The organism is Salinilacihabitans rarus, from assembly GCF_024296665.1.
Lineage (GTDB): Archaea > Halobacteriota > Halobacteria > Halobacteriales > Natrialbaceae > Salinilacihabitans > Salinilacihabitans rarus.
In genome coordinates, this window is record NZ_CP100762.1 from 2900944 (window position 1) to 2918028 (window position 17085).

At 65.0% G+C, this 17085-nt stretch carries 17 protein-coding genes; 8 read left to right on the forward strand and 9 right to left on the reverse strand.

Annotation, left to right across the window (positions count from 1 at the left end; translation table 11 throughout):
* Positions 1-15: 15 nt before the first annotated feature.
* From nrfD to NKG98_RS15290, 6 genes are all read right to left on the reverse strand, one after another.
* A complete protein-coding gene (gene nrfD, locus NKG98_RS15270; RefSeq protein ID WP_254766859.1) occupies positions 16-1296 on the reverse strand; it encodes an NrfD/PsrC family molybdoenzyme membrane anchor subunit in 1281 nt (426 codons plus the stop codon).
* On the reverse strand, positions 1293-2138 hold the full coding sequence (locus NKG98_RS15275) for a 4Fe-4S dicluster domain-containing protein (protein WP_254766861.1): 846 nt from the start codon (positions 2136-2138) through the stop codon (positions 1293-1295). The genes nrfD and NKG98_RS15275 overlap by 4 nt, the downstream gene beginning before the upstream one ends.
* On the reverse strand, positions 2138-4909 hold the full coding sequence (locus NKG98_RS15280) for a molybdopterin-containing oxidoreductase family protein (protein WP_254766864.1): 2772 nt from the start codon (positions 4907-4909) through the stop codon (positions 2138-2140). Before NKG98_RS15280 ends, NKG98_RS15275 begins: the two co-directional genes overlap by 1 nt.
* Positions 4902-5117: a 4Fe-4S ferredoxin N-terminal domain-containing protein gene (locus NKG98_RS15285; protein WP_425504413.1), complete on the reverse strand. Its 216-nt coding sequence runs from the start codon at positions 5115-5117 to the stop codon at positions 4902-4904. The genes NKG98_RS15280 and NKG98_RS15285 overlap by 8 nt, the downstream gene beginning before the upstream one ends.
* 405 nt (positions 5118-5522) lie before the next feature.
* Positions 5523-5690, reverse strand: a complete 168-nt coding sequence (locus NKG98_RS19135) for a DUF7560 family zinc ribbon protein (RefSeq protein WP_425504351.1) — start codon at positions 5688-5690, stop codon at positions 5523-5525.
* A gap of 316 nt (positions 5691-6006) precedes the next feature.
* Positions 6007-6741, reverse strand: coding sequence for a helix-turn-helix domain-containing protein (locus NKG98_RS15290; RefSeq protein ID WP_254766868.1), 735 nt, complete (start codon positions 6739-6741; stop codon positions 6007-6009).
* Positions 6742-6821: 80 nt separating this feature from the next.
* Between NKG98_RS15290 and NKG98_RS15295 the strand changes: the two genes are divergently transcribed.
* The 4 genes from NKG98_RS15295 to NKG98_RS15310 all read left to right on the forward strand — a co-directional run bounded on the left by NKG98_RS15295 (position 6822) and on the right by NKG98_RS15310 (position 10971).
* Positions 6822-7343 (forward strand): hypothetical protein, encoded by a 522-nt coding sequence (locus tag NKG98_RS15295; protein WP_254766870.1) that lies wholly within the window; start codon positions 6822-6824, stop codon positions 7341-7343.
* A gap of 521 nt (positions 7344-7864) precedes the next feature.
* The gene (locus tag NKG98_RS15300) at positions 7865-8449 is read left to right on the forward strand and encodes a type IV pilin domain-containing protein (protein WP_254766872.1); all 585 of its coding nucleotides are present in this window, start codon (positions 7865-7867) and stop codon (positions 8447-8449) included.
* 260 nt (positions 8450-8709) lie between these two features.
* A complete protein-coding gene (locus NKG98_RS15305; protein WP_254766874.1) occupies positions 8710-9441 on the forward strand; it encodes a histidine kinase N-terminal 7TM domain-containing protein in 732 nt (243 codons plus the stop codon).
* A gap of 258 nt (positions 9442-9699) precedes the next feature.
* Positions 9700-10971 (forward strand): polysaccharide deacetylase family protein, encoded by a 1272-nt coding sequence (locus tag NKG98_RS15310; protein ID WP_254766876.1) that lies wholly within the window; start codon positions 9700-9702, stop codon positions 10969-10971.
* A 10-nt stretch (positions 10972-10981) separates the two neighbouring features.
* Here the strand turns inward: NKG98_RS15310 and NKG98_RS15315 are convergent, their stop codons facing one another.
* Positions 10982-11650, reverse strand: a complete 669-nt coding sequence (locus NKG98_RS15315) for a helix-turn-helix domain-containing protein (RefSeq protein WP_254766878.1) — start codon at positions 11648-11650, stop codon at positions 10982-10984.
* Between the two features lie 149 nt (positions 11651-11799).
* On the opposite strand from NKG98_RS15315, the gene NKG98_RS15320 reads away from it, so the two are divergent.
* A complete protein-coding gene (locus NKG98_RS15320; RefSeq protein WP_254766880.1) occupies positions 11800-12537 on the forward strand; it encodes a profilin-fold protein in 738 nt (245 codons plus the stop codon).
* A gap of 112 nt (positions 12538-12649) precedes the next feature.
* Positions 12650-12871, forward strand: a complete 222-nt coding sequence (locus tag NKG98_RS15325; protein ID WP_254766882.1) for a DUF7511 domain-containing protein — start codon at positions 12650-12652, stop codon at positions 12869-12871.
* Between the two features lie 73 nt (positions 12872-12944).
* Here the strand turns inward: NKG98_RS15325 and NKG98_RS15330 are convergent, their stop codons facing one another.
* The gene (locus tag NKG98_RS15330) at positions 12945-13220 is read right to left on the reverse strand and encodes a PadR family transcriptional regulator (RefSeq protein ID WP_254766884.1); all 276 of its coding nucleotides are present in this window, start codon (positions 13218-13220) and stop codon (positions 12945-12947) included.
* Between the two features lie 184 nt (positions 13221-13404).
* Between NKG98_RS15330 and NKG98_RS15335 the strand changes: the two genes are divergently transcribed.
* Complete coding sequence (locus NKG98_RS15335; RefSeq protein ID WP_254766886.1) at positions 13405-13959, forward strand: NUDIX hydrolase; 555 nt, start codon at positions 13405-13407, stop codon at positions 13957-13959.
* Between the two features lie 51 nt (positions 13960-14010).
* On the opposite strand, the gene NKG98_RS15340 is transcribed toward NKG98_RS15335, so the two are convergent.
* Entirely contained in the window at positions 14011-15384 is a 1374-nt protein-coding gene (locus NKG98_RS15340; protein ID WP_254766888.1) for a midas domain-containing protein, read from the reverse strand.
* 213 nt (positions 15385-15597) lie between these two features.
* On the opposite strand from NKG98_RS15340, the gene tgtA reads away from it, so the two are divergent.
* Positions 15598-17079 (forward strand): tRNA guanosine(15) transglycosylase TgtA, encoded by a 1482-nt coding sequence (gene tgtA / locus NKG98_RS15345; protein WP_254766890.1) that lies wholly within the window; start codon positions 15598-15600, stop codon positions 17077-17079.
* Positions 17080-17085 lie beyond the last annotated feature (6 nt).

Here is a 17085-nt window from a genome sequence, read left to right on the forward strand (position 1 = left end):
TGCTATCTCTCGTGACTATTCACCGGCCTGTTCGACTGTCCCCACTGGAACCAGCGGCAGGAGCTTCGACAGGACGACGAACCCCAGGACCACCAGCGACACCGTTCCGATCACGTGGGCCCACTCCGCCAGTGACGGGACGTACTCGCTGACCGGGTACAACATTTCGGGGTACGTCAGACCCCCGACGACCAGGACCGTCTCCATTCCGAGGATGCCGACGAGCAGAACGACGCTCGACAGCAGGGTGGCCGTCCTGTTGTACGTGTCGGAGGCGATCTGTACGGCGAGTACGACCGCCGGGATGGCGATTGCTGCGATGGCGAGTAGCATCATCGTCGACAGCGGACCGGCCGTCATCGCGGAGGCGACGTTCGATGGGGCCATCGACGCAGCGAACGATCCCGACTGGATGGCAAAGAGCGCAGCGACGAGGTAGAAGAACCCGACGCCAGCCGTCACACCGCCGAGGACGGCGAGTCGCCGATCCGAGAAAACCGACGACCATCCGTAGACGACACGGAGGACGCCGGCGGCGAGCAGCACCATCGCGAACCCGCTCGTCAGGCTCATCAGGAGGAACTCCGGCCCCTGGACCGCGCCGAACCAGTTCATGTTGACCCCGAGCTGGGACCAGGCCCACGGAACGAGGCCACCCCCGACCACGGGCACGAAGGCCAGGATGATTCCGGCAATCCAGCGAGACGCCGCCGACCTCTCACGCTGCGCCGGCGTTCCGGCGAGCCACCCGTGGAGTCCGTTGTCGTCCAGATTGCCTTCCGCCACGAGGCGACTTACGTCTTCACGAACTGTGACGACGAGGAAGACCACACTCAAGACCACGAGCCCACCGACGAGAACGATGTCCCAGAACAGCGGCGATTGCAGTTGCGGATAGAGAACGGTGTTGACGACTCGGCCCGGGCGACCGAGGTCGTAGAGGATGTGGAGGAAGCTCGCGAGGAACGCGAGCGGTGCCAGGAACTCTCCGACGCGGGCGAAACCGAGGTAGCTATCGATCCGCAGGACCCGAATCGCTGCAGCGAGGAGGAGCGCGCCGATAGCGATCCCTGTCCACCAGCCGAACGCGCCGATGTCGAGCCCCCAGGGTACCCCTGCCGACGTCCCCCAGTTGCCGAGATTGGTCACGTGGCCGCCAGTCACCTCGATGAGCCACGCAGCGATGCCGACGACGGCGAGAATCGCCGTCACGATGACGATGCCGTAGAATCTGCTTCCTCGCCTCTCGAGTGGGGCGAGGAACCGGTCCATGTCCGTGGGGAGTTGCGTACTCATTGTTCGACCTCCGTCTCGACCGATTCAGGCGGGTGGTTCTCGATCTCGATCGCCGTTTCCGGATCCTTGAACGTGTCCGCGTCTTCGATCGGTCGTGCGTCCGCCGACGGCTCTTCGCCGAGATAGACGACGTTCGGCTTCGTCCCGCGGTCTTCCATCAGCTTGAACCGGGATTTCCCCTGGTTCTGGCGGAGATACCGCCGCGGTTCGCTGTTCGGGTCGTCCATGTCGCCGAACTTGATGGCATCTGCCGCACACGTCTCCGCACAGGCGGTCGTTCCCCGTTTCGACTCGGAGTCCTGACGGTGGACACACAGCGTACACTTCCCCATGACGCCCCGTGGCTGGTTGCCGGAGGCGTTGGTCTGTCGAGGCGCTACCGGTTCGTCGTGGACGGGGTTTCTCCACGGCGTGGAGTCCGAATCCACCTCGTCCGCGAGGCTGCCGGAACCGTACCAGTCGGCCCCGGCGTTCTCGTTTGCGAACCCGTACTGTGCCTCCTCCGGGGAGCGGAACTGTGCGTAGTTCACGCCGTAGGGGCATCCGACCTCACAGTACCGGCAGCCGATACAGCGGTCGTAGTCGGTGAGGACGATACCGTCTTCCTCCCGTTTGAACCGCGCACCGGTCGGACACACGTCCGCACAGGACGGTTCCGAGCAGTGCTGGCACGGGCGGGGCATAAACTCCTGGTCGACGTCGGGGTACTCGCCCTCCTCGTACCGGAAGACGTGCATCCAGAACGCCCCTCGTGGGGTGTTGTTTTCGACTTTGCAGGCTTCGACGCACGCCCGACAGCCGAAACAGGCGTCCGTGTCGATGACCATTCCGAGTTGCGTCATTAGCTGTCACCTCCCTTTTTCGTCACCTTCGTCATCACGTGGAACGAATGACCGTTGTCGAGAGCGATGTAGCCCGGCCCGTTCGGGAACGCCGAGTTGACGTTCGGGCCTTCGTCGAGTGCCTCGCTCGTCGGGTCTTTCCACGTACCGTGGTGGGCGGGGACGTCGATGACGCCCGGCTTCATTCCCTCCATCACCATGGCGAGGCCTTCTATCTGATAGGTTTCGCCGGTCTGTGCGTTGTGGCTCTCGACGACGACTTCGTCACCGTCCTCGATACCGAGGTCCTCGGCATCCGAGGCGTTCATGCGGATGTGACTTCGCGGCGTGATCTCGTTGAGGAGCTTGTTGTTCGCCGTCCGGGACTGCTTTTGCTCGATCTGGTGGGCGCTGATCATCGAGAACTCGTACTCGTCGGGCGACTGCCACATCGTCGGCTCCCGCCAGGTCGGGAAGGCGTTGTAGTCCTGGAGGTACGGGAAGTCGCTCTCGTCGTACCCCTCCTGGGCCATGAGTTCCTCGACGCGCTCACCCATCTTCAGCAGCGTTTCGCTGTAGAAGTCGTGTTTGACCGCGTACGGGTTGTACTCGCCCCACTCCTCGCGGTCGCCCCACGTGTACGCGTACCGATTGCCGTCGCCGACCTCCCACTCGTTGACGATGACGTTGCCCTCGCGGAACCACTCCAGGCTCTTGCCCTTGCTCTTCGCCCAGCGGTCCAGCCCTTCTTCGAGGAAGGTGTGTGGTTCCTCGAAGAGGTCCTGATCGTCGACGGGGTCGAAGGCGTAGTCGGTCCCGTCGATACCGAGTTCGTCGTTGATGTCGGCGAGGTACTCCTCCTCCGCGTCGACCGCCGCCGCCATCTGAATGAAGATTTCGGCGTCGGGCAACGAGTTCCACATCGGCTCCATCGCCGGGAACCGGATGTGGCTGATGTCCCTGTAGCCGTCCCAGCCGCCGGTCGGCCCCTGTAGCTTGTCAGCCGTCGCCGCGGGCAACACGTAATCGGCCCCGACGTCCGCGGTCTCGCTCATGAACGGATCGACCACGATGACCGTGTCGAGTTTGCTGTAGGCCTCGATCTGCGATTGCGTGTTCGGCCCCGACATCACCGGATTCGCCATCTGGACGACGAAGGCCATCTCCTCCGGGCCGTAGGGCAGGTTATACTTATCGGGGTTGTTGAGACTGACCGGCGTCTGCGTGTACCCACCCGAGTCGATGGGGTGGAACATGCTGCCACCGAGCGACGGACCGTCGGGCTCCGGCGTGATCTTCTCCGGGTTGTAGGCCAGATCGCGGAAGTCGGCGCGGTAGTCCTTGGGACCGTCGTATTTCGCCTTCCGGACGCGCGTCGAACCGACCGCGTCGACGGCACCGACGAGCATGCTCGCGTGGTACTGGGCTATCGTCGCCATCACGCCCTGCTCTTCCTGAGCCACGTGGTACCCGTGGACGCCGACCGGTCGGTAGGGGAGTTCTTCGCCGTCGATCTCCACTGTTGCGCCGATCTGTGCGGTTTCGCCCCACTCGATGGCGATTCGCTCGATGTCCTCGGCGGTGATGCCGGGCGTATCGTCGAGGTCTTTCCGGTTGACGATGGCCTCTGCCCATTCGGGGGTGTACTCCTCGATGTGTTCCGTGTACAGCTGGAAGGCGGGTTTCGCCTCGACGCCGTCCACCGTGACGGAACCGGTGAGTGCCGGATCGTCGGCCTCTTCGTGGGGAACCGGCTCGCCAGCCGCTTCGTCCCACACCAGTTCGCCGCGTGGCCACTTCCACGACTCCGCCGGGTCTTCGGCGTCCGCAGCACGCAGGATTTCGCCCTCCCCGTCGCCTTCAGTCGCCACCAGGCACGGCGCGTTCGTCGAACGGGTGAGGTACTCTTCGTCGATGTACCCCTCGCGGACGAGGACGTGGTTGAACGCACTCCAGAACGCGAGGTCCGTCCCGGGTTCGATCGGAAGCCACTCGTCGGCGTACGACCCCGCGGACCGCCGCTGCGGGTCGACCGAGACGACGCGCATGCCCTGATCGTTCCGGGCCTGCGAGATCTGGCGGGGCCACGAGAGCGCACAGTGGTGGGCGCCGCCGCCGCGGGTGATGTTGTGTCCCCACGCGATCATCATCTCGCAGTTCTCGAAGTCGGTCTCCGAGACGCCGTGGGTTCCGAAGGTGAGTTCCTGACCCCGGTAGCCCGAATCGGAACAGGTCGCGCCGTGGCCGTACTTCTCCATCGATCCGTACTTGTTACTCGCTCCGGTCACCCACGCGTCTTCCTGCCACTGTGGCGATTTCTTCCGGCCGACCTGGAAGACGACCCGCCGGGGGTCGTCTTCGAGTTTCGCTTTCAGGTCGTCGCCGATTTCGGCCATCGCCTGGTCCCAGGAAATCTCCTCCCACTCGCCGTGCTGGCCCTTCTCGTTCGTTCGCTTCAACGGAGCCTTCACGCGGTACGGGTCGTAGATCTGGGAGATCTGGGCCTGACCTTTCGGACAGAGGCCGCCTCCGGTGCGTGGTTCCTCCGGGTTGCCCTCGAACTTCACCACGCGGTCGCCGACCTTGTGGGCGGTCGCCGAGCAGTCCATCTTGCCGATCCAGCAGGCGGTCGGGACTGTGTCTTCCGAGAGTTGGGCCGCCGTGGCATCCGCGTTCAGGCTGCCGAGTTTCGTGGATGTGCCGCCGAGACCGATGCCGGCGGCGGCAACTCCACCGGCCTTCAATGCGTCACGTCGTGTGAGGTCGTGTCCGTCGTCGTTTTCGTCACTCATCGTCGAATCCCTCCGGTTTGGAGTTTCGTTCGTCGCGACCGAACTCGCGCACGACTGCTTCGTGGTGTTTTTCGTGGAACTTCTCGCGTGAGAGTTCCCCGTTCGCTACCCGACGTGCGTCTTTCGCCAGTCGCTTCCCGAGTTCCGTATCGAACGGTACGTCACCGAGAATCGCCTCGGCACGCTCTTCGACGTCGTCTTCGAATATGTCGTGGGCCCCGCTTTTGTTGTACACAATTACACCCCCTACTTCACTCGAATACAGACATCTGAGGGGGATATCCCTTCCAGTCAACATCTGAACGGGTTTATAGGGAGACGAAATAGCGAAGGGAGTATGTTACGAGAGCTACATCAGACGATGGTTCGACGCCTGTCAGTGATGCGAGTTGACGTAGAGCTACACCACAATACCGCCCCGAACGTCTGATTCTGGTGGCCGTGCCACGATCCATCGACGCCACGAACTCGCCCGTTGGTAACTGCGTTTTCTCACTTCCGGGCGGGGTGTCGGTGGTCCGACGCAGTTGTCGGGCGATCGTGTGGACGACGGATAGCGTCGGCGTGAGACGTTGTAGCGGGCGATCGAAACTCGGTCCCAGAGTGGTGGCCGTTATTCCTCACACACTTCTCGAAAGGCGGATTCGCTGACCTGTGTTCCACACAGATAACAGCCATTCGCGAGCATGTCCGCTCGAATCACCGCGTCCACGATCGGTGACATTTCACAGGCCGGGCACGTGAACCGAAACATCGTCTCCGTCCCGGCTTTCCCACTCATTTCCGTCCCTCCCGGCGGGTCCGTCTCGGCCAGGAATCGGCGCCTGTCCTTTCTGGTACCCTCGCCTGATAGGCGCAGTTGGACTGCACTCGAACCGTCCCCGAGTGAACGTGCGACGGAGCGAATCGGCCCACGAGGGGGTCTCGAATACCGGGCTTGCACGTGGACGTGGTGATGGAGTGCACTCTTGAGCCTCCCGTTTTCTTACTCTGTCGGCGGGTATCTGGATAAAGACGGGACTCAACGTTCGAACATGTTTAAAAAAAGATCGGGAAACGGACGCTCCCGGTATCGAAATTTCGAAGGCGCGCAGCTATTATTTCAGGCCGAGAGCCGGTTCGATCTGTTCGAACAGTCGCTGTTCGATCGAACGAACCCGTCGAGAGACCATCGAGGGGGATATCCCCAGTTTGTCCGCGAGTTCGGCCTGTGAGATGCCGCGGGGTGATGCGAAATACCCTTCTTCGAGAGCGAGCTGGAGGAACTCCTGTTGCGTATCGGTCAGGACGCTCACGTCCACCGATGTCGAGGTGTGTTCGCTCTCCGTGGACCTCGTTTCCCGGAGACTGTCGATCCGGACGGACCCGGCGGCACTCTTGAGGTCGGTGACGAGCGCTCTGAAGTGCTCCCGGTCCGGGGACAACGCCCTGATGACGATACTGCCATCGGCGTATCCCTCGATCTTCGGGGTGCAACCGTGCCGCTTGAACGTCGAACAGATACACCGCTTCGGACGGCGCAACGACAGGCGGACGACCCCCTCTTCGTCGGCGTCCTCACAATCTTCGGGAGGACAGATCCCATCGTGACGTTCGACGGTGTGACAGTGTTCGTCGAGATCGTCGGTAGAGTATTCCACGATACATTCGTCGTCACCGACCTCGACGTGGCGAACTGACCCGTTGCAGCCGAGAACCGACATCGGACAGTCCTGATCGACCGAAACCCGAACCGTCGTTTCGAGGCGTTGCACTTCGCTCTGCAAGCCACTGCCCCGTTCGGCCTCGTTCGAAACGACGACTGGTTCTACGAGGCGATTGTAGAAGGGCATGTCCGTATCACGTGTTGGGTGGCCCATAGGGTTGGCCTCGATTTCTACGATTTGGGAACGCTACACTCGACTGCGGGATTTTGCGATGGACGACGTCGAGGCCCGGCCGAGTCCCGCTCGCGTACGCGACCATCGACGGCATCTCGTCGGTGGGGGTTATCGTCACGCCGACGAACACCGCACCGATGGCGATGTTGCCGAGGTGGCGGGAGAACGGTAGTTCGTCGCCCCTGACCTCATCGGTCTTTCAGGACCGCGTTCGCCAGCGCCGCGCCGAAGCCCAAGGGGAGGTCGATGCCTACGGGGAGTCCAGCAAAGCGGATCCGGAGCGGTCCCTCGACGCCGTGGACCTCACGGTGTGCATCGACGGCGAGGCGGTCGACGATCCGGTCCGGCACTGGGGTGCGTTCGAGCGAAACGACGAGGGGAACTGGATCGTGTGGTGGAGCTACGTGACGCCGCCGAAGTCACCCGGCCTGCACGGGTTCGAGGTCGTCTTCGCCTATCCCGACGGCTACACCGACGCGGACCTCGTCATCGAACCGGGGCACCGACGGGCGTGGGCGGGTTACTACGAGGTCGTCGCGGGGAGAGGCAGGTAGGGCTCGTTCCGCTCTCGCCTGCCGGAGATGGTTTCCGAATATTCGGGTCGAAACAAGCGCGTCCAGCTAACCGGGTCACGTTCATCGGGTGCTTGAACGACTCGCTCGCGGCGGGCGAGCGAGAGGTGGCCGACCCCATCGACGACTCGTCCGCGGCCGCCCGTGCGAAGGGGGACTCGGTTTCAAAGCGGTGCCGTTTTCCCGTCACGAAACGCTCTCCGCCGCCTGCGGGGCGAACGGAAACCGGCCGACGGGGCGGCTTCAAGAGAGCGCTGTACGGCTTCTGTCTGACGCTGGTTATCAGATATGAAAACGGTTCTTGTTGGCGTAAATGCAGTATTACTTGACTTTCAGGTAGCTTTATTACCAGTGGCTTCAGTGAGTCTATCCAACACCAGACGCGGCAGGAAGGTGACGGTGATGGGTGCGGGCGGTGGTCTACTCCCCAACCCCGTCGCCCTCAGCCTCCACGTGCAGCGGAATAAGCCTTCCGTACGCGAGAAGGTGTTGTGGTAGATACCATGCAATTCGCAAAAAAGCTAATCGGCGACGAAGAGGAACGGGCTGTATCGCCAGTCATCGGGGTAATCCTGATGGTGGCGATCACGGTGATTCTCGCGGCCGTGATCGCGGCATTCGTGCTGGATATGGGGAATCTGGGAGAACCTGCTCCAAACGCGCAATTAAGCCATTCGGATTCAGAAACGGAAGTCAGTGGCGTTACTATTCCACAAATCGTGACGACACACGACGGTGGAGATGAAGTCTCTTCGGATGAAATCCGTATTGTTGTCAGAGACTCTAGTGATAATAGTGCAATTCAAACATTAACTCCTGATGGGGCTAATGGGTTCAACACGACAGATTATACCTCTGACGCCGTTGGTACCACCGATGACTGGTACGTAACCAAGAACGGTGATGAGGTCAGTGGCACTATTTCGACTGGTGATACGCTCGTTGTCACTTCCTCGATGGATACTAGTACTACTGGTTCGAATCCCGACCTTCATGACACGGATGTAGAAATTCAGATCATCCATGATCCTAGTGATAGCATGATTAGCAACAGCAACCTGAGCTTCGGCGAATACGAGACGCCGTAACAACTTCTCCCCTCTATTTTATAGGCCAACAAAATAATAATTAGATAGTGATATATATATATAGGTACTAATTTATTAGCACATTCTACATTTAGAATCCCCTAGCTATAACTCCATTAATAAATTTGGAAATATAAATCTAATTGCGACAATAATACCCTATCAAAATTGTCAAAACCCATCCGAACCAACACGAACGCCCGCCACTACATTCCACTCGGCCGCAACAATAATCAGCTCTCACCCGTCATTCGATTATAATGGTCGCGTCCCGATTGCTACCGTGGGTACTCGCAGCAGGCGCCGTGCTCGCCGTTCTCCTGACCTATCCGTTCGTCGCGACCGCGATCTCCTACCGGCGGAGCGACAACGGGTTGGCCTACATCCTCTTCGTGATCGGCATCGGCCTCTGGAACGGGATGTTCGCCGCGCAGTTGCTCGACCCGAACGCGCTGGTGAAGGGCTTCTTCTTCGCGCTCGCCGCCGTCGGGGCGTCGCTGGCCGCTCTCGGCTGGTTCCTGTTCGCGGCCACCGCGAGCAGCACGCGCCGCGTCCCGCGGCGGGGGCCGGTGTACGGGGCCGCGGCCGTCCTCGTCGGCGTCGACATCTCGCTCATCATCACCGCCCCCGTCCACGACCTCTACTGGGCGATCCCGGCCGGGGCGACCCCGTCGGCGTTCGCCGTGATCGTCCCCGCGGTGGGCTACTGGCTGCACACGCTGTTGCTGGTCGTCCTGTTCGCCGCCGGAACCGTCCTGTTCGGGTTCGCGTGGGAGGCCGGCACCACCGTCCGGTTCACGCGCGCGTACGCCGTCGCGGGCGCGGCCACCGCCGCGGCCGTCGCCGCGAGCAACGTCGTCTTCCTCGGCGGCGGGTCGTTCGCGCCGCTGGTCGCGGCCGCGCTGACGACCGTCGGCTGGGTGCAGGCCGACGACGGGCGGACGCTCTACCGCGTCCGGCCGTACCTCCAGCCGATTCGCTCGATCAAGTAGCGCGCCGGATCGCCGCGCCCGCCTGCATCGACCGCGGGAGGGCACCCCGGCGGGACGCACTCGCCGCTCGCGGTCGGCGGTCACCTCCGGTATCGTGACCGTACGTCCGCGGCGACCGTCCCCGAAGCCTGTCCCTCCGGATCGCTCATCAACTCCTTACTGACCGTTCACCTCGCCTACCCGAACGCGGCCGAGAGGCGGCCGTCCCGTTCGCTCGAAATAACAATCGGGTACTCCGTTGGCCGAACGTCACGCACGATGAAACGACGAAAGTACCTCGCGGCCGCCACGGCGGCCGCCGTTCTCGCTGGCTGTGCGGGCGGCGAAGAAACCGACGATCCGACGAACGAGACCGACAACGACGAGGAGTCGACGAACGAGACGGACGACGAGGAGGAGTCGACGAGCGAGACCGACGAGGAAACGGAGGAGTCGACCGGCGCGGACGTCGAGACGTTCGACGACTTCGAGGACCTCGACGCGTGGGAGACGGTGATGGGGTCGCTGTCGGCCGACGAGGAGCGTTACTACGACGGCTCGCAGTCCGCGCTGCTCGAAGCCGCGACCGGCGACCAGCAGGTCCGGATCGTCCGGGAACTCGACTCGACCGAGGACTTCTCGGGGATGCGTCCCGGCCTCGCGATGACCGCCGAGACGACCGTCGACCCGGTGATCCAGCTGATCGACGACGACGGGAACCGCATCGACTTCCGCCAGGAACTCGACGGGGGGCTGCCGATGACGCGGTGTAACTTCGGCGTCGCCGAGGTCGACGGCGACCCGGACCTGAGCGAGGTCGCCGAGATCCAGATCGCCCTCTGGACGGGGACGGAGTACGAGGGCCGCCTGTGGGTCGACGACCTCCACTTCGTCCCCACGCCCGAGACCGGGAAGGTGATGCTCCAGTTCGACGGGGGCTACGAGACCGACTACACGAGCGCCCTCCCGCTGCTCGATGAGTACGGCTACCCCGCGACGTCGTTCATCACGACGGGCCGACTCCGCGGGGACGAGGAGCACGACGGCGACCGCCTCGTCGAGGACCACGTCGGCGAACTCGCCGACGCGGGCTGGACGATCGCCAGCCACACCGCCCACGGGACGATCCTGACCGATCCCGGCGAGCGCGACCGCGAGGCGGAGGTCGCCGACGCCAAGGAGTGGCTCGAGGACGAGGGCTTCGAGGACGGCGCCCGGTTCTTCTCCTACCCCGGCGGGCAGTACGACGTCGAGACCTACGAACTGGTCGAGGAGTACCACGACGTCGCCTTCGCCGGCCGCTACCCCGCCCAGGGGTACGCCGCGAACCCCCTCCTGTGCTCGCGGGTCACCGATCCCGGACCCGACGAGGCCCGGCGCGCGCTCGACCTGACCGCGGAGTTCGGTGGGATCACCTCGCTCTGTTACTACCGGCTCGACGGCGGGTCGCGCTCGGCGCTGGAGGCGGCGCTCGCGCACCTGAGCGACCTGGAAGAGGCGGGAGAAGTCGAGGTGATCACGCCGACGGAGTTCGAGGAGTATATGGCCTGAGACGCCGGGCTCAGACGGGCTGATCCGGCGTCTGCGGCTCGCTTCGTTCCGTACCGTTCAGTTCGGTCATCACGAGCGCGCGGTAGGCCCGCCGGAACCGCTCGGAGAGCGCCTGGTGGGAGACGCCGAGTTCGTCGGCGAGTTCCTCCATCGACGTCTCGCGCGGGATCGTGAAGTAGCCGTGATCGAGGGCGACCAGCAGCGTCTCGTACTGTTTGGCCGTGAGCCCGCAGGCCGCCGGCGTCTGCTCGCGCAGTTCCGAGAGCCGGACGAGGTTCGTCCCGATCCGTCCCTCCCCGAGGCGGTCGTAGAGCCGACTGGCGTCCTCGCGGTCGACGAACCGCACCCGGAGGTGCCAGCGGCCGTCGGCGGCCGAGGCCGCCAGCACCGTCCCGCCCTCCGAGAGGATCAGCCCGAACACGTCGGTCGCGTCCGCGGCGAACGAGACGTCGAACAGCCAGCGGTCGTCGCCCTCGCTGACCAGCGACGCCTCCCGGACCGTCTCGTCGGCGTCGAGGGCCGCCTCGACCGTCTCGCGGTCGGCCCCGTCGAACCACAGCCCGTAGCCGTCGGAGGCGATCACCTGCTCCATCTCGCAGGTCGCCGCCGGCGCTCGCTCGAACGTCGTCCCGAGCACCGTCTCCGCCGCCGGAAGCTCGAATTCTGCGATCGTGGTCATGATCGGATGCCCCGACGTATGCCGACCGGTACGATAACCTCGTTTCCAAAAATTTTAGCCCGATTCGGACTGAAATTCACCCCACGGAGAACGACCCGTCGATTCGCCGGCCGCAGGCGTTATGCGCGTCCGTCCCGTCTCGCCGCGGGATGACCGACGAACCCGGACTCGACCTCGCGCTGTCGGGGGACGCGGCCGCGGTCGCCGCCCGGCGCGACGAGGTGGCCGCCACCATCAGGGCCCACGCCGGCGAAGTCGCGCGCGAACTCTCGCTGCTCGGCGGCGGCGACTACGGCCGCGAGACGTTCGAGACCGACGCCGGGGAGTGGACGCTGAAGTACGAGGCGGGCGACGTCGAGTACCTGCGATTCTCGCCGGCCGGCGGCGGCGAGACGTACGTCGTCTCGACGAAACAGCCGCCCGAACCCGACGCGCTGGCCGACGCCGCCGCCGACTATCCCGCGTTCGTCGAGGCCTACAACCGCCACCTCGACGCCTACGAGGGCGTCCTCGACGACGTCCCCTCGACGTTCCCCGAAGTGCGCCCGGTGGGCCCGCTGGTCGCCGAGCGCGACCGGATCGTCGGCCGCATCCGCGACGTCGCCGACGCGATGGCGTCCCGCCTCTACCGCTACGAGGGCGAGTACGGGACGTTCGCCCGCCGCGTCTCGGGGACGCGCTGGGAACTGAAGTGGGACGGCGAGGCCGCCTCCTATCTCCGCGTCGGCGGCGAGGGCGGCACCTACCTCGTCTCCCAGTACGATCCGCCGGCGGCGACGGACGTCCGCCGGTACGCCGACGACGTCGCCGGCTTCGTCGAGGCGTTCAACGCGTTCGTCGACGAACTCGAGGCGGACCTCTCGCGGGTCTCCTTCGACGAACCCTAGCTCCCCCGCTCTCGCCAGCCGTACGGAGCGCTCTATACGTCACCTAGAAGCGTGTTTACGTCCGCCGCACGGATCGTCGGCCGAGGCGTCACGGGACGCCCGGACGATACACATGACCGGGACCGCCGACGTTTCCGACGACAGCACCGTTCGCCAGCGACCGTCCCCCCGCGCGGCCGACGGTCCGATCGACCTCGAAGCGGTCGTCGTACGCTACGACGACCGACCTGACCGCTGTACGCTCGTCCCCCGGGGGTGTCCGGACGAGCGGAAACTGACCACCTGGTACAGCGCGAACCTGACCGCGTTCGTCGACCTCGGCGACGCCCGGTGAGCGGCCGTCGCCGCCGGCCCGGCGGACGTTGGAAACCGTGGCCCCCGCCGCGTCGCGGCGGGCGACGTGAGGGTTAGACGTCGACGTACTGATTCACCCACTCCTGTCGCTGTTCGAGGGCTCGCTGCCCCTTCGGGGTCAGCGCGTAGTAGTTCGTCCGGCGGTCGAGTTGCCCCTTCTCGACGAGTTCCTGCTCGACGAGCGCGTCGAGGTTCGGGTAGAGCCGGCCGTGGGTCACCGGCTGGTCGATGTACTCGTTGATCCTGTCGAGAATCTCCTGACCGGACGGACGGTCCATCCCCGCGATGACGTACAGCAGGTCGCGTTGGAAGCCTGTGAGCTGATCCATGGATCACCCTCTGAGTGGCGACCTTCACCGATTTGTGGCTTTGTTATAGGGCTGGTACGTGCCGTCGGGCGATCGGAACGGCCGACGTATGGTCGGTAAGCATCGACGTTCCGACCGATCGGTCGCGCCGGCCCCTCGCGGGCGCGTCGCGGCGCTTTTGAACGCACCGGTCGTAGCAGCGGCCATGTCGAGCGATCCGCTCGCCTGGGAGACCCTCGACCGGCGAGTAGCGTACACCTGTCCGGGTTTCGACGTGGTTAACGAACGCGTTCGACTCCCCGACGGGAGCGAAACCGACTTCGATTACCTCTCCGAGCCACCGAGCGTCTGCATCCTCCCGTTGACGCCCGACGGCGACGTCGTCTGCATCGAGGAGTGGCGCCAGGCCGTCGACCGCGTCAGCTACGGGCTCCCCGCCGGCGGCGTCGAACCCGACGACGGCGACCTGACGGCGGCCGCCCGCCGGGAACTCGCCGAGGAGACGGGCTACGAGGCCGGGTCGCTCGACTCGCTGGTGACCGTCGAACCGGCCAACGGCATCGCCGACGCGCTCTTGCACGTCTTCGTCGCCGCCGACTGTCGGCCGACCGCGGAGCAACGGCTCGACTTCAACGAGAGCATCCGCGTCCGGCCGACGCCGTTCGAGGACCTCCTCGCGGCGGTCCGCGACGGCGCGGTCCGGGACGGCCGGACCGTGCTCGCGGTCTCGTACTACCGGCTGTTCGACGACGGCGCCTAAAACGGGAGTCGGGCGAAAGCGATCCGCAACGTCTCGCCCGCGTCGCGTCGGTTACGCGCTCTCGTTGTCGGCTGCCTCGTCGGTTTCGTTGTCTGCGGTCTCGTTCTCGGCTGTCTCGTTCTCGGCGGTTTCGTTCTCGGCGGTTTCGTTCTCGGCAGTCTCGTTGCCGCCGTCCTGGAGTTGCTCCTGGAGCCCCTCGGCGTCGCCGACGGTGATCGTCTGCGCCGTGGAGTCCTCGACCGTCATCTGGCTGGCGGCCGCGGACGTGACGGTCTCGGTGGTGCCGGTCTCGTCGTCCATCGTCTCGTTGTCCATCGTCTCGTTGTCCTCGCCGTCCATCGTCTCGTTGTCCTCGCCGTCCATCGTCTCGTTGTCCTCGCCGTCCATCGTCTCGTTGTCCTCGCCGTCCATCGTCTCGTTGTCGGCGGTCTCGTTGCCCGCGTCGTCCGCCTCCTCGGCGCTCTGGAGCGACTCGATCGTCATCGACTCGAACGTGACCTCCTGGACGCCGAACTGCTCGACGGTGAGTTCGTCGATCTCCTGCGTCGTCATCTCGCCGTCCTGCGCGGTCTCGTTGTCGGCAGTTTCGTTGTCGGCGGTCTCGTTGTCGGCAGTTTCGTTGTCGGCAGTTTCGTTGTCGGCAGTCTCGTTGCCGTCCTCCTCTTCCTCGTCGTCACCGCCGAGCAGTCCCTCGAAGAAGTCGCCGATCCCCGAGAGGATGCCGTCGTCGCTCTCCTCGACGGTCAACTGCTCGATGGTCATCTGCTGGACGTCCATCCGCTCGATGGTCATCTGCTGGACGGTGAGCTGGTCGGCGTCCTCGTCGATCAGGTCCTGCGTGCCGGCCGTCTCGTTGTCCTCGGTTTCGTTGTCCTCCTGGACGGAGATGGCGGCCGCCTCGTCGGTCTCGTTGTCCTCGCCGTCCATCGCCTCGTCGGTTTCGTTGTCCTCGGTTTCGTTGTCGGCGGTTTCGTTGTCCTCGTCGTCCATCGCCGCGTCGTCCATCGCCTCGTCGTCGACTTCGCCTTCCTCGATCCGGAGGTCCTCGATCGAGACGTTCTCGAGTTCGAGTCGCTCTATCTCGATGTCGGAGATGGTCACCGCCTGGGTGGCGTTGTCCTCCTGGGTGGCGTTGTCCTCGCCCTCGTCTTCGGTCTCGTTGAGTTGCCCCTCGAGTTCCTCGCCGTTTTGCACGTCGAGCTGTTCGACGTTTAGCTCCTCGATGGTGGCGTTCTCGACCGTGATGTTCTCGAGTTCGAGTGTCTCCACCTGGAGGTTCTCGATCGTTGCGCTCACGTCTCCAGCGTCGCCCTCGTCGGTCGCCGTCGTCCCTGCGCCCGCGGCTCCCGCGAGAGCGGGCCCGCCCGAGAGGGCGACCAGCAGGGCGACGAGTGTGACGCCGATTGCCTGCGTTCGTGATGCCATACGAACGAGCCTAACGCGTAAGCGCGGGCTAAAACGAGGCGACTGTTACGTCGTTGTCTCGGTCCAAAGGACTGTTAGGTCCACGTAACGGTCGCTAATCGTCGCTTCACATGTCCGACCCGGAGACCGTCGTCCGCCACCCGACGCCACACCCCGCGGGGGCTCGACCCCGGGAACGGAACGTTTACCGGCACGCTCGCGAACAGTCGCTCGATGCGCGAGCACTTCGAACTCCGGGAGACCGACGCCGGCGGGCGGATCGGCGAGCTGTACGTGCCGCGCGCGGACGTCACCGTCGAGACGCCCGCGCTCCTGCCCGTGATTAACCCGAATTTGCGGACGATCCCGCCACGTCGGCTCGCCGACGAGTTCGGCGCCGAGATTCTCATCACCAACTCCTACATCGTCCACGGCACCGACGACCTCCGGGAGCGGGCCCGCGAGGATGGCCTCCACGAGGTGCTCGACTTCCCCGGCGCGATCATGACCGACTCCGGCTCGTTCCAGCTCGCCGAGTACGGCGAGATCGACGTCACCACCGAGGAGATCCTCGCCTTCCAGCGCGAGATCGGCTCGGACATCGGCACGCCCGTCGACATCCCGACGCCGCCGGACGTCCCCCGCGAGCGCGCCGAAGCCGAACTCGAGACCACCAACGAGCGCCTCGAAGTCGCCGACGCGGTCGAGACGGGCGACATGCTCGTCAGCGCGCCCGTCCAGGGCTCGACCTACCCCGACCTGCGCGAGGCGGCGGCCCGTCACGCCGACGCGACCGACCTCGACGTCTTCCCGATCGGTGCGGTCGTCCCGCTGATGAACGACTACCGCTACGACGACGTGGTCGACGTCGTCGCCGCCGCCAAGCGCGGCCTCGGCGCCGACGCGCCCGTCCACCTCTTCGGCGCCGGCCACCCCATGATGTTCGCGCTCGCGGTCGCCGCGGGCTGTGACCTCTTCGACTCGGCGGCCTACGCGCTGTACGCCCGCGACGACCGGTACCTCACCGTCCGCGGCACCCGCCACCTCGACGACCTCGAGTACCTCCCCTGCTCGTGTCCCGTCTGCACCGAGTACGCCCCGGACGACCTCCGCGCCCTCCCGGACGAGCCGCGAGAGGCGGAACTCGCCGCGCACAACCTCCACGTCACCTTCGCCGAGATCCGCCGGATCAAGCAGGCGATCCGCGCCGGCAACCTGCTGGAACTCGTCGAGGCCCGCGCCCGCGCCCACCCGACGATGCTCGACGGCTACCGCGCGCTGCTCGATCACGCCGCCCAACTCGAACGCACCGACCCCGTCTCGAAGGGCGCGTTCTTCTACGTCTCCCACGAGAGCGCCCGCCGGCCCGAGGTGCTGCGCCACCGCGAGCGCATAGAGCGCCTTTCGGTCCCCGACTCGGTTTTTCTCACCGAGGGCGAGCCGTCGAGCGGCGACGAGTACGACGCGTCGTGGCGGGTCGTCCCGCCGTTTGGCCCCTTCCCGCGGGCGCTCTCGAAGACCTACCCGCTGACGGCGGAGGTGCCCGACCGGACCGACCGCGCGGCGGTCGAAGCCGCCGCGGAGGGGGTCGCCCGCCTCGTCGAGGCGAACCCCGGGAGCGAGTTCGCACTCGGCCACCGCGGCTGGCACGAGGCCGCGCTCGCGCTCGTCCCCGACTCGGTCGCCCTGATCGACCTCACCGTCGACCGCGTGTAGCCGCCG

Bases quoted from the DNA above. Each gene is read 5' to 3' on its own strand.
- tgtA (WP_254766890.1), top strand. From the start codon at position 15,598: ATGCGCGAGCACTTCGAACTCCGGGAGACCGACGCCGGCGGGCGGATC.
- NKG98_RS15330 (WP_254766884.1), bottom strand. From the start codon at position 13,220: ATGGATCAGCTCACAGGCTTCCAACGCGACCTGCTGTACGTCATCGCG.
- NKG98_RS15300 (WP_254766872.1), top strand. From the start codon at position 7,865: ATGCAATTCGCAAAAAAGCTAATCGGCGACGAAGAGGAACGGGCTGTA.
- NKG98_RS15340 (WP_254766888.1), bottom strand. From the start codon at position 15,384: ATGGCATCACGAACGCAGGCAATCGGCGTCACACTCGTCGCCCTGCTG.
- NKG98_RS15275 (WP_254766861.1), bottom strand. From the start codon at position 2,138: ATGACGCAACTCGGAATGGTCATCGACACGGACGCCTGTTTCGGCTGT.
- NKG98_RS15290 (WP_254766868.1), bottom strand. From the start codon at position 6,741: ATGCCCTTCTACAATCGCCTCGTAGAACCAGTCGTCGTTTCGAACGAG.
- nrfD (WP_254766859.1), bottom strand. From the start codon at position 1,296: ATGAGTACGCAACTCCCCACGGACATGGACCGGTTCCTCGCCCCACTC.
- NKG98_RS15280 (WP_254766864.1), bottom strand. From the start codon at position 4,909: ATGAGTGACGAAAACGACGACGGACACGACCTCACACGACGTGACGCA.
- NKG98_RS15320 (WP_254766880.1), top strand. From the start codon at position 11,800: ATGACCGACGAACCCGGACTCGACCTCGCGCTGTCGGGGGACGCGGCC.
- NKG98_RS15335 (WP_254766886.1), top strand. From the start codon at position 13,405: ATGTCGAGCGATCCGCTCGCCTGGGAGACCCTCGACCGGCGAGTAGCG.
- NKG98_RS15310 (WP_254766876.1), top strand. From the start codon at position 9,700: ATGAAACGACGAAAGTACCTCGCGGCCGCCACGGCGGCCGCCGTTCTC.
- NKG98_RS15315 (WP_254766878.1), bottom strand. From the start codon at position 11,650: ATGACCACGATCGCAGAATTCGAGCTTCCGGCGGCGGAGACGGTGCTC.
- NKG98_RS19135 (WP_425504351.1), bottom strand. From the start codon at position 5,690: ATGAGTGGGAAAGCCGGGACGGAGACGATGTTTCGGTTCACGTGCCCG.
- NKG98_RS15325 (WP_254766882.1), top strand. From the start codon at position 12,650: ATGACCGGGACCGCCGACGTTTCCGACGACAGCACCGTTCGCCAGCGA.
- NKG98_RS15305 (WP_254766874.1), top strand. From the start codon at position 8,710: ATGGTCGCGTCCCGATTGCTACCGTGGGTACTCGCAGCAGGCGCCGTG.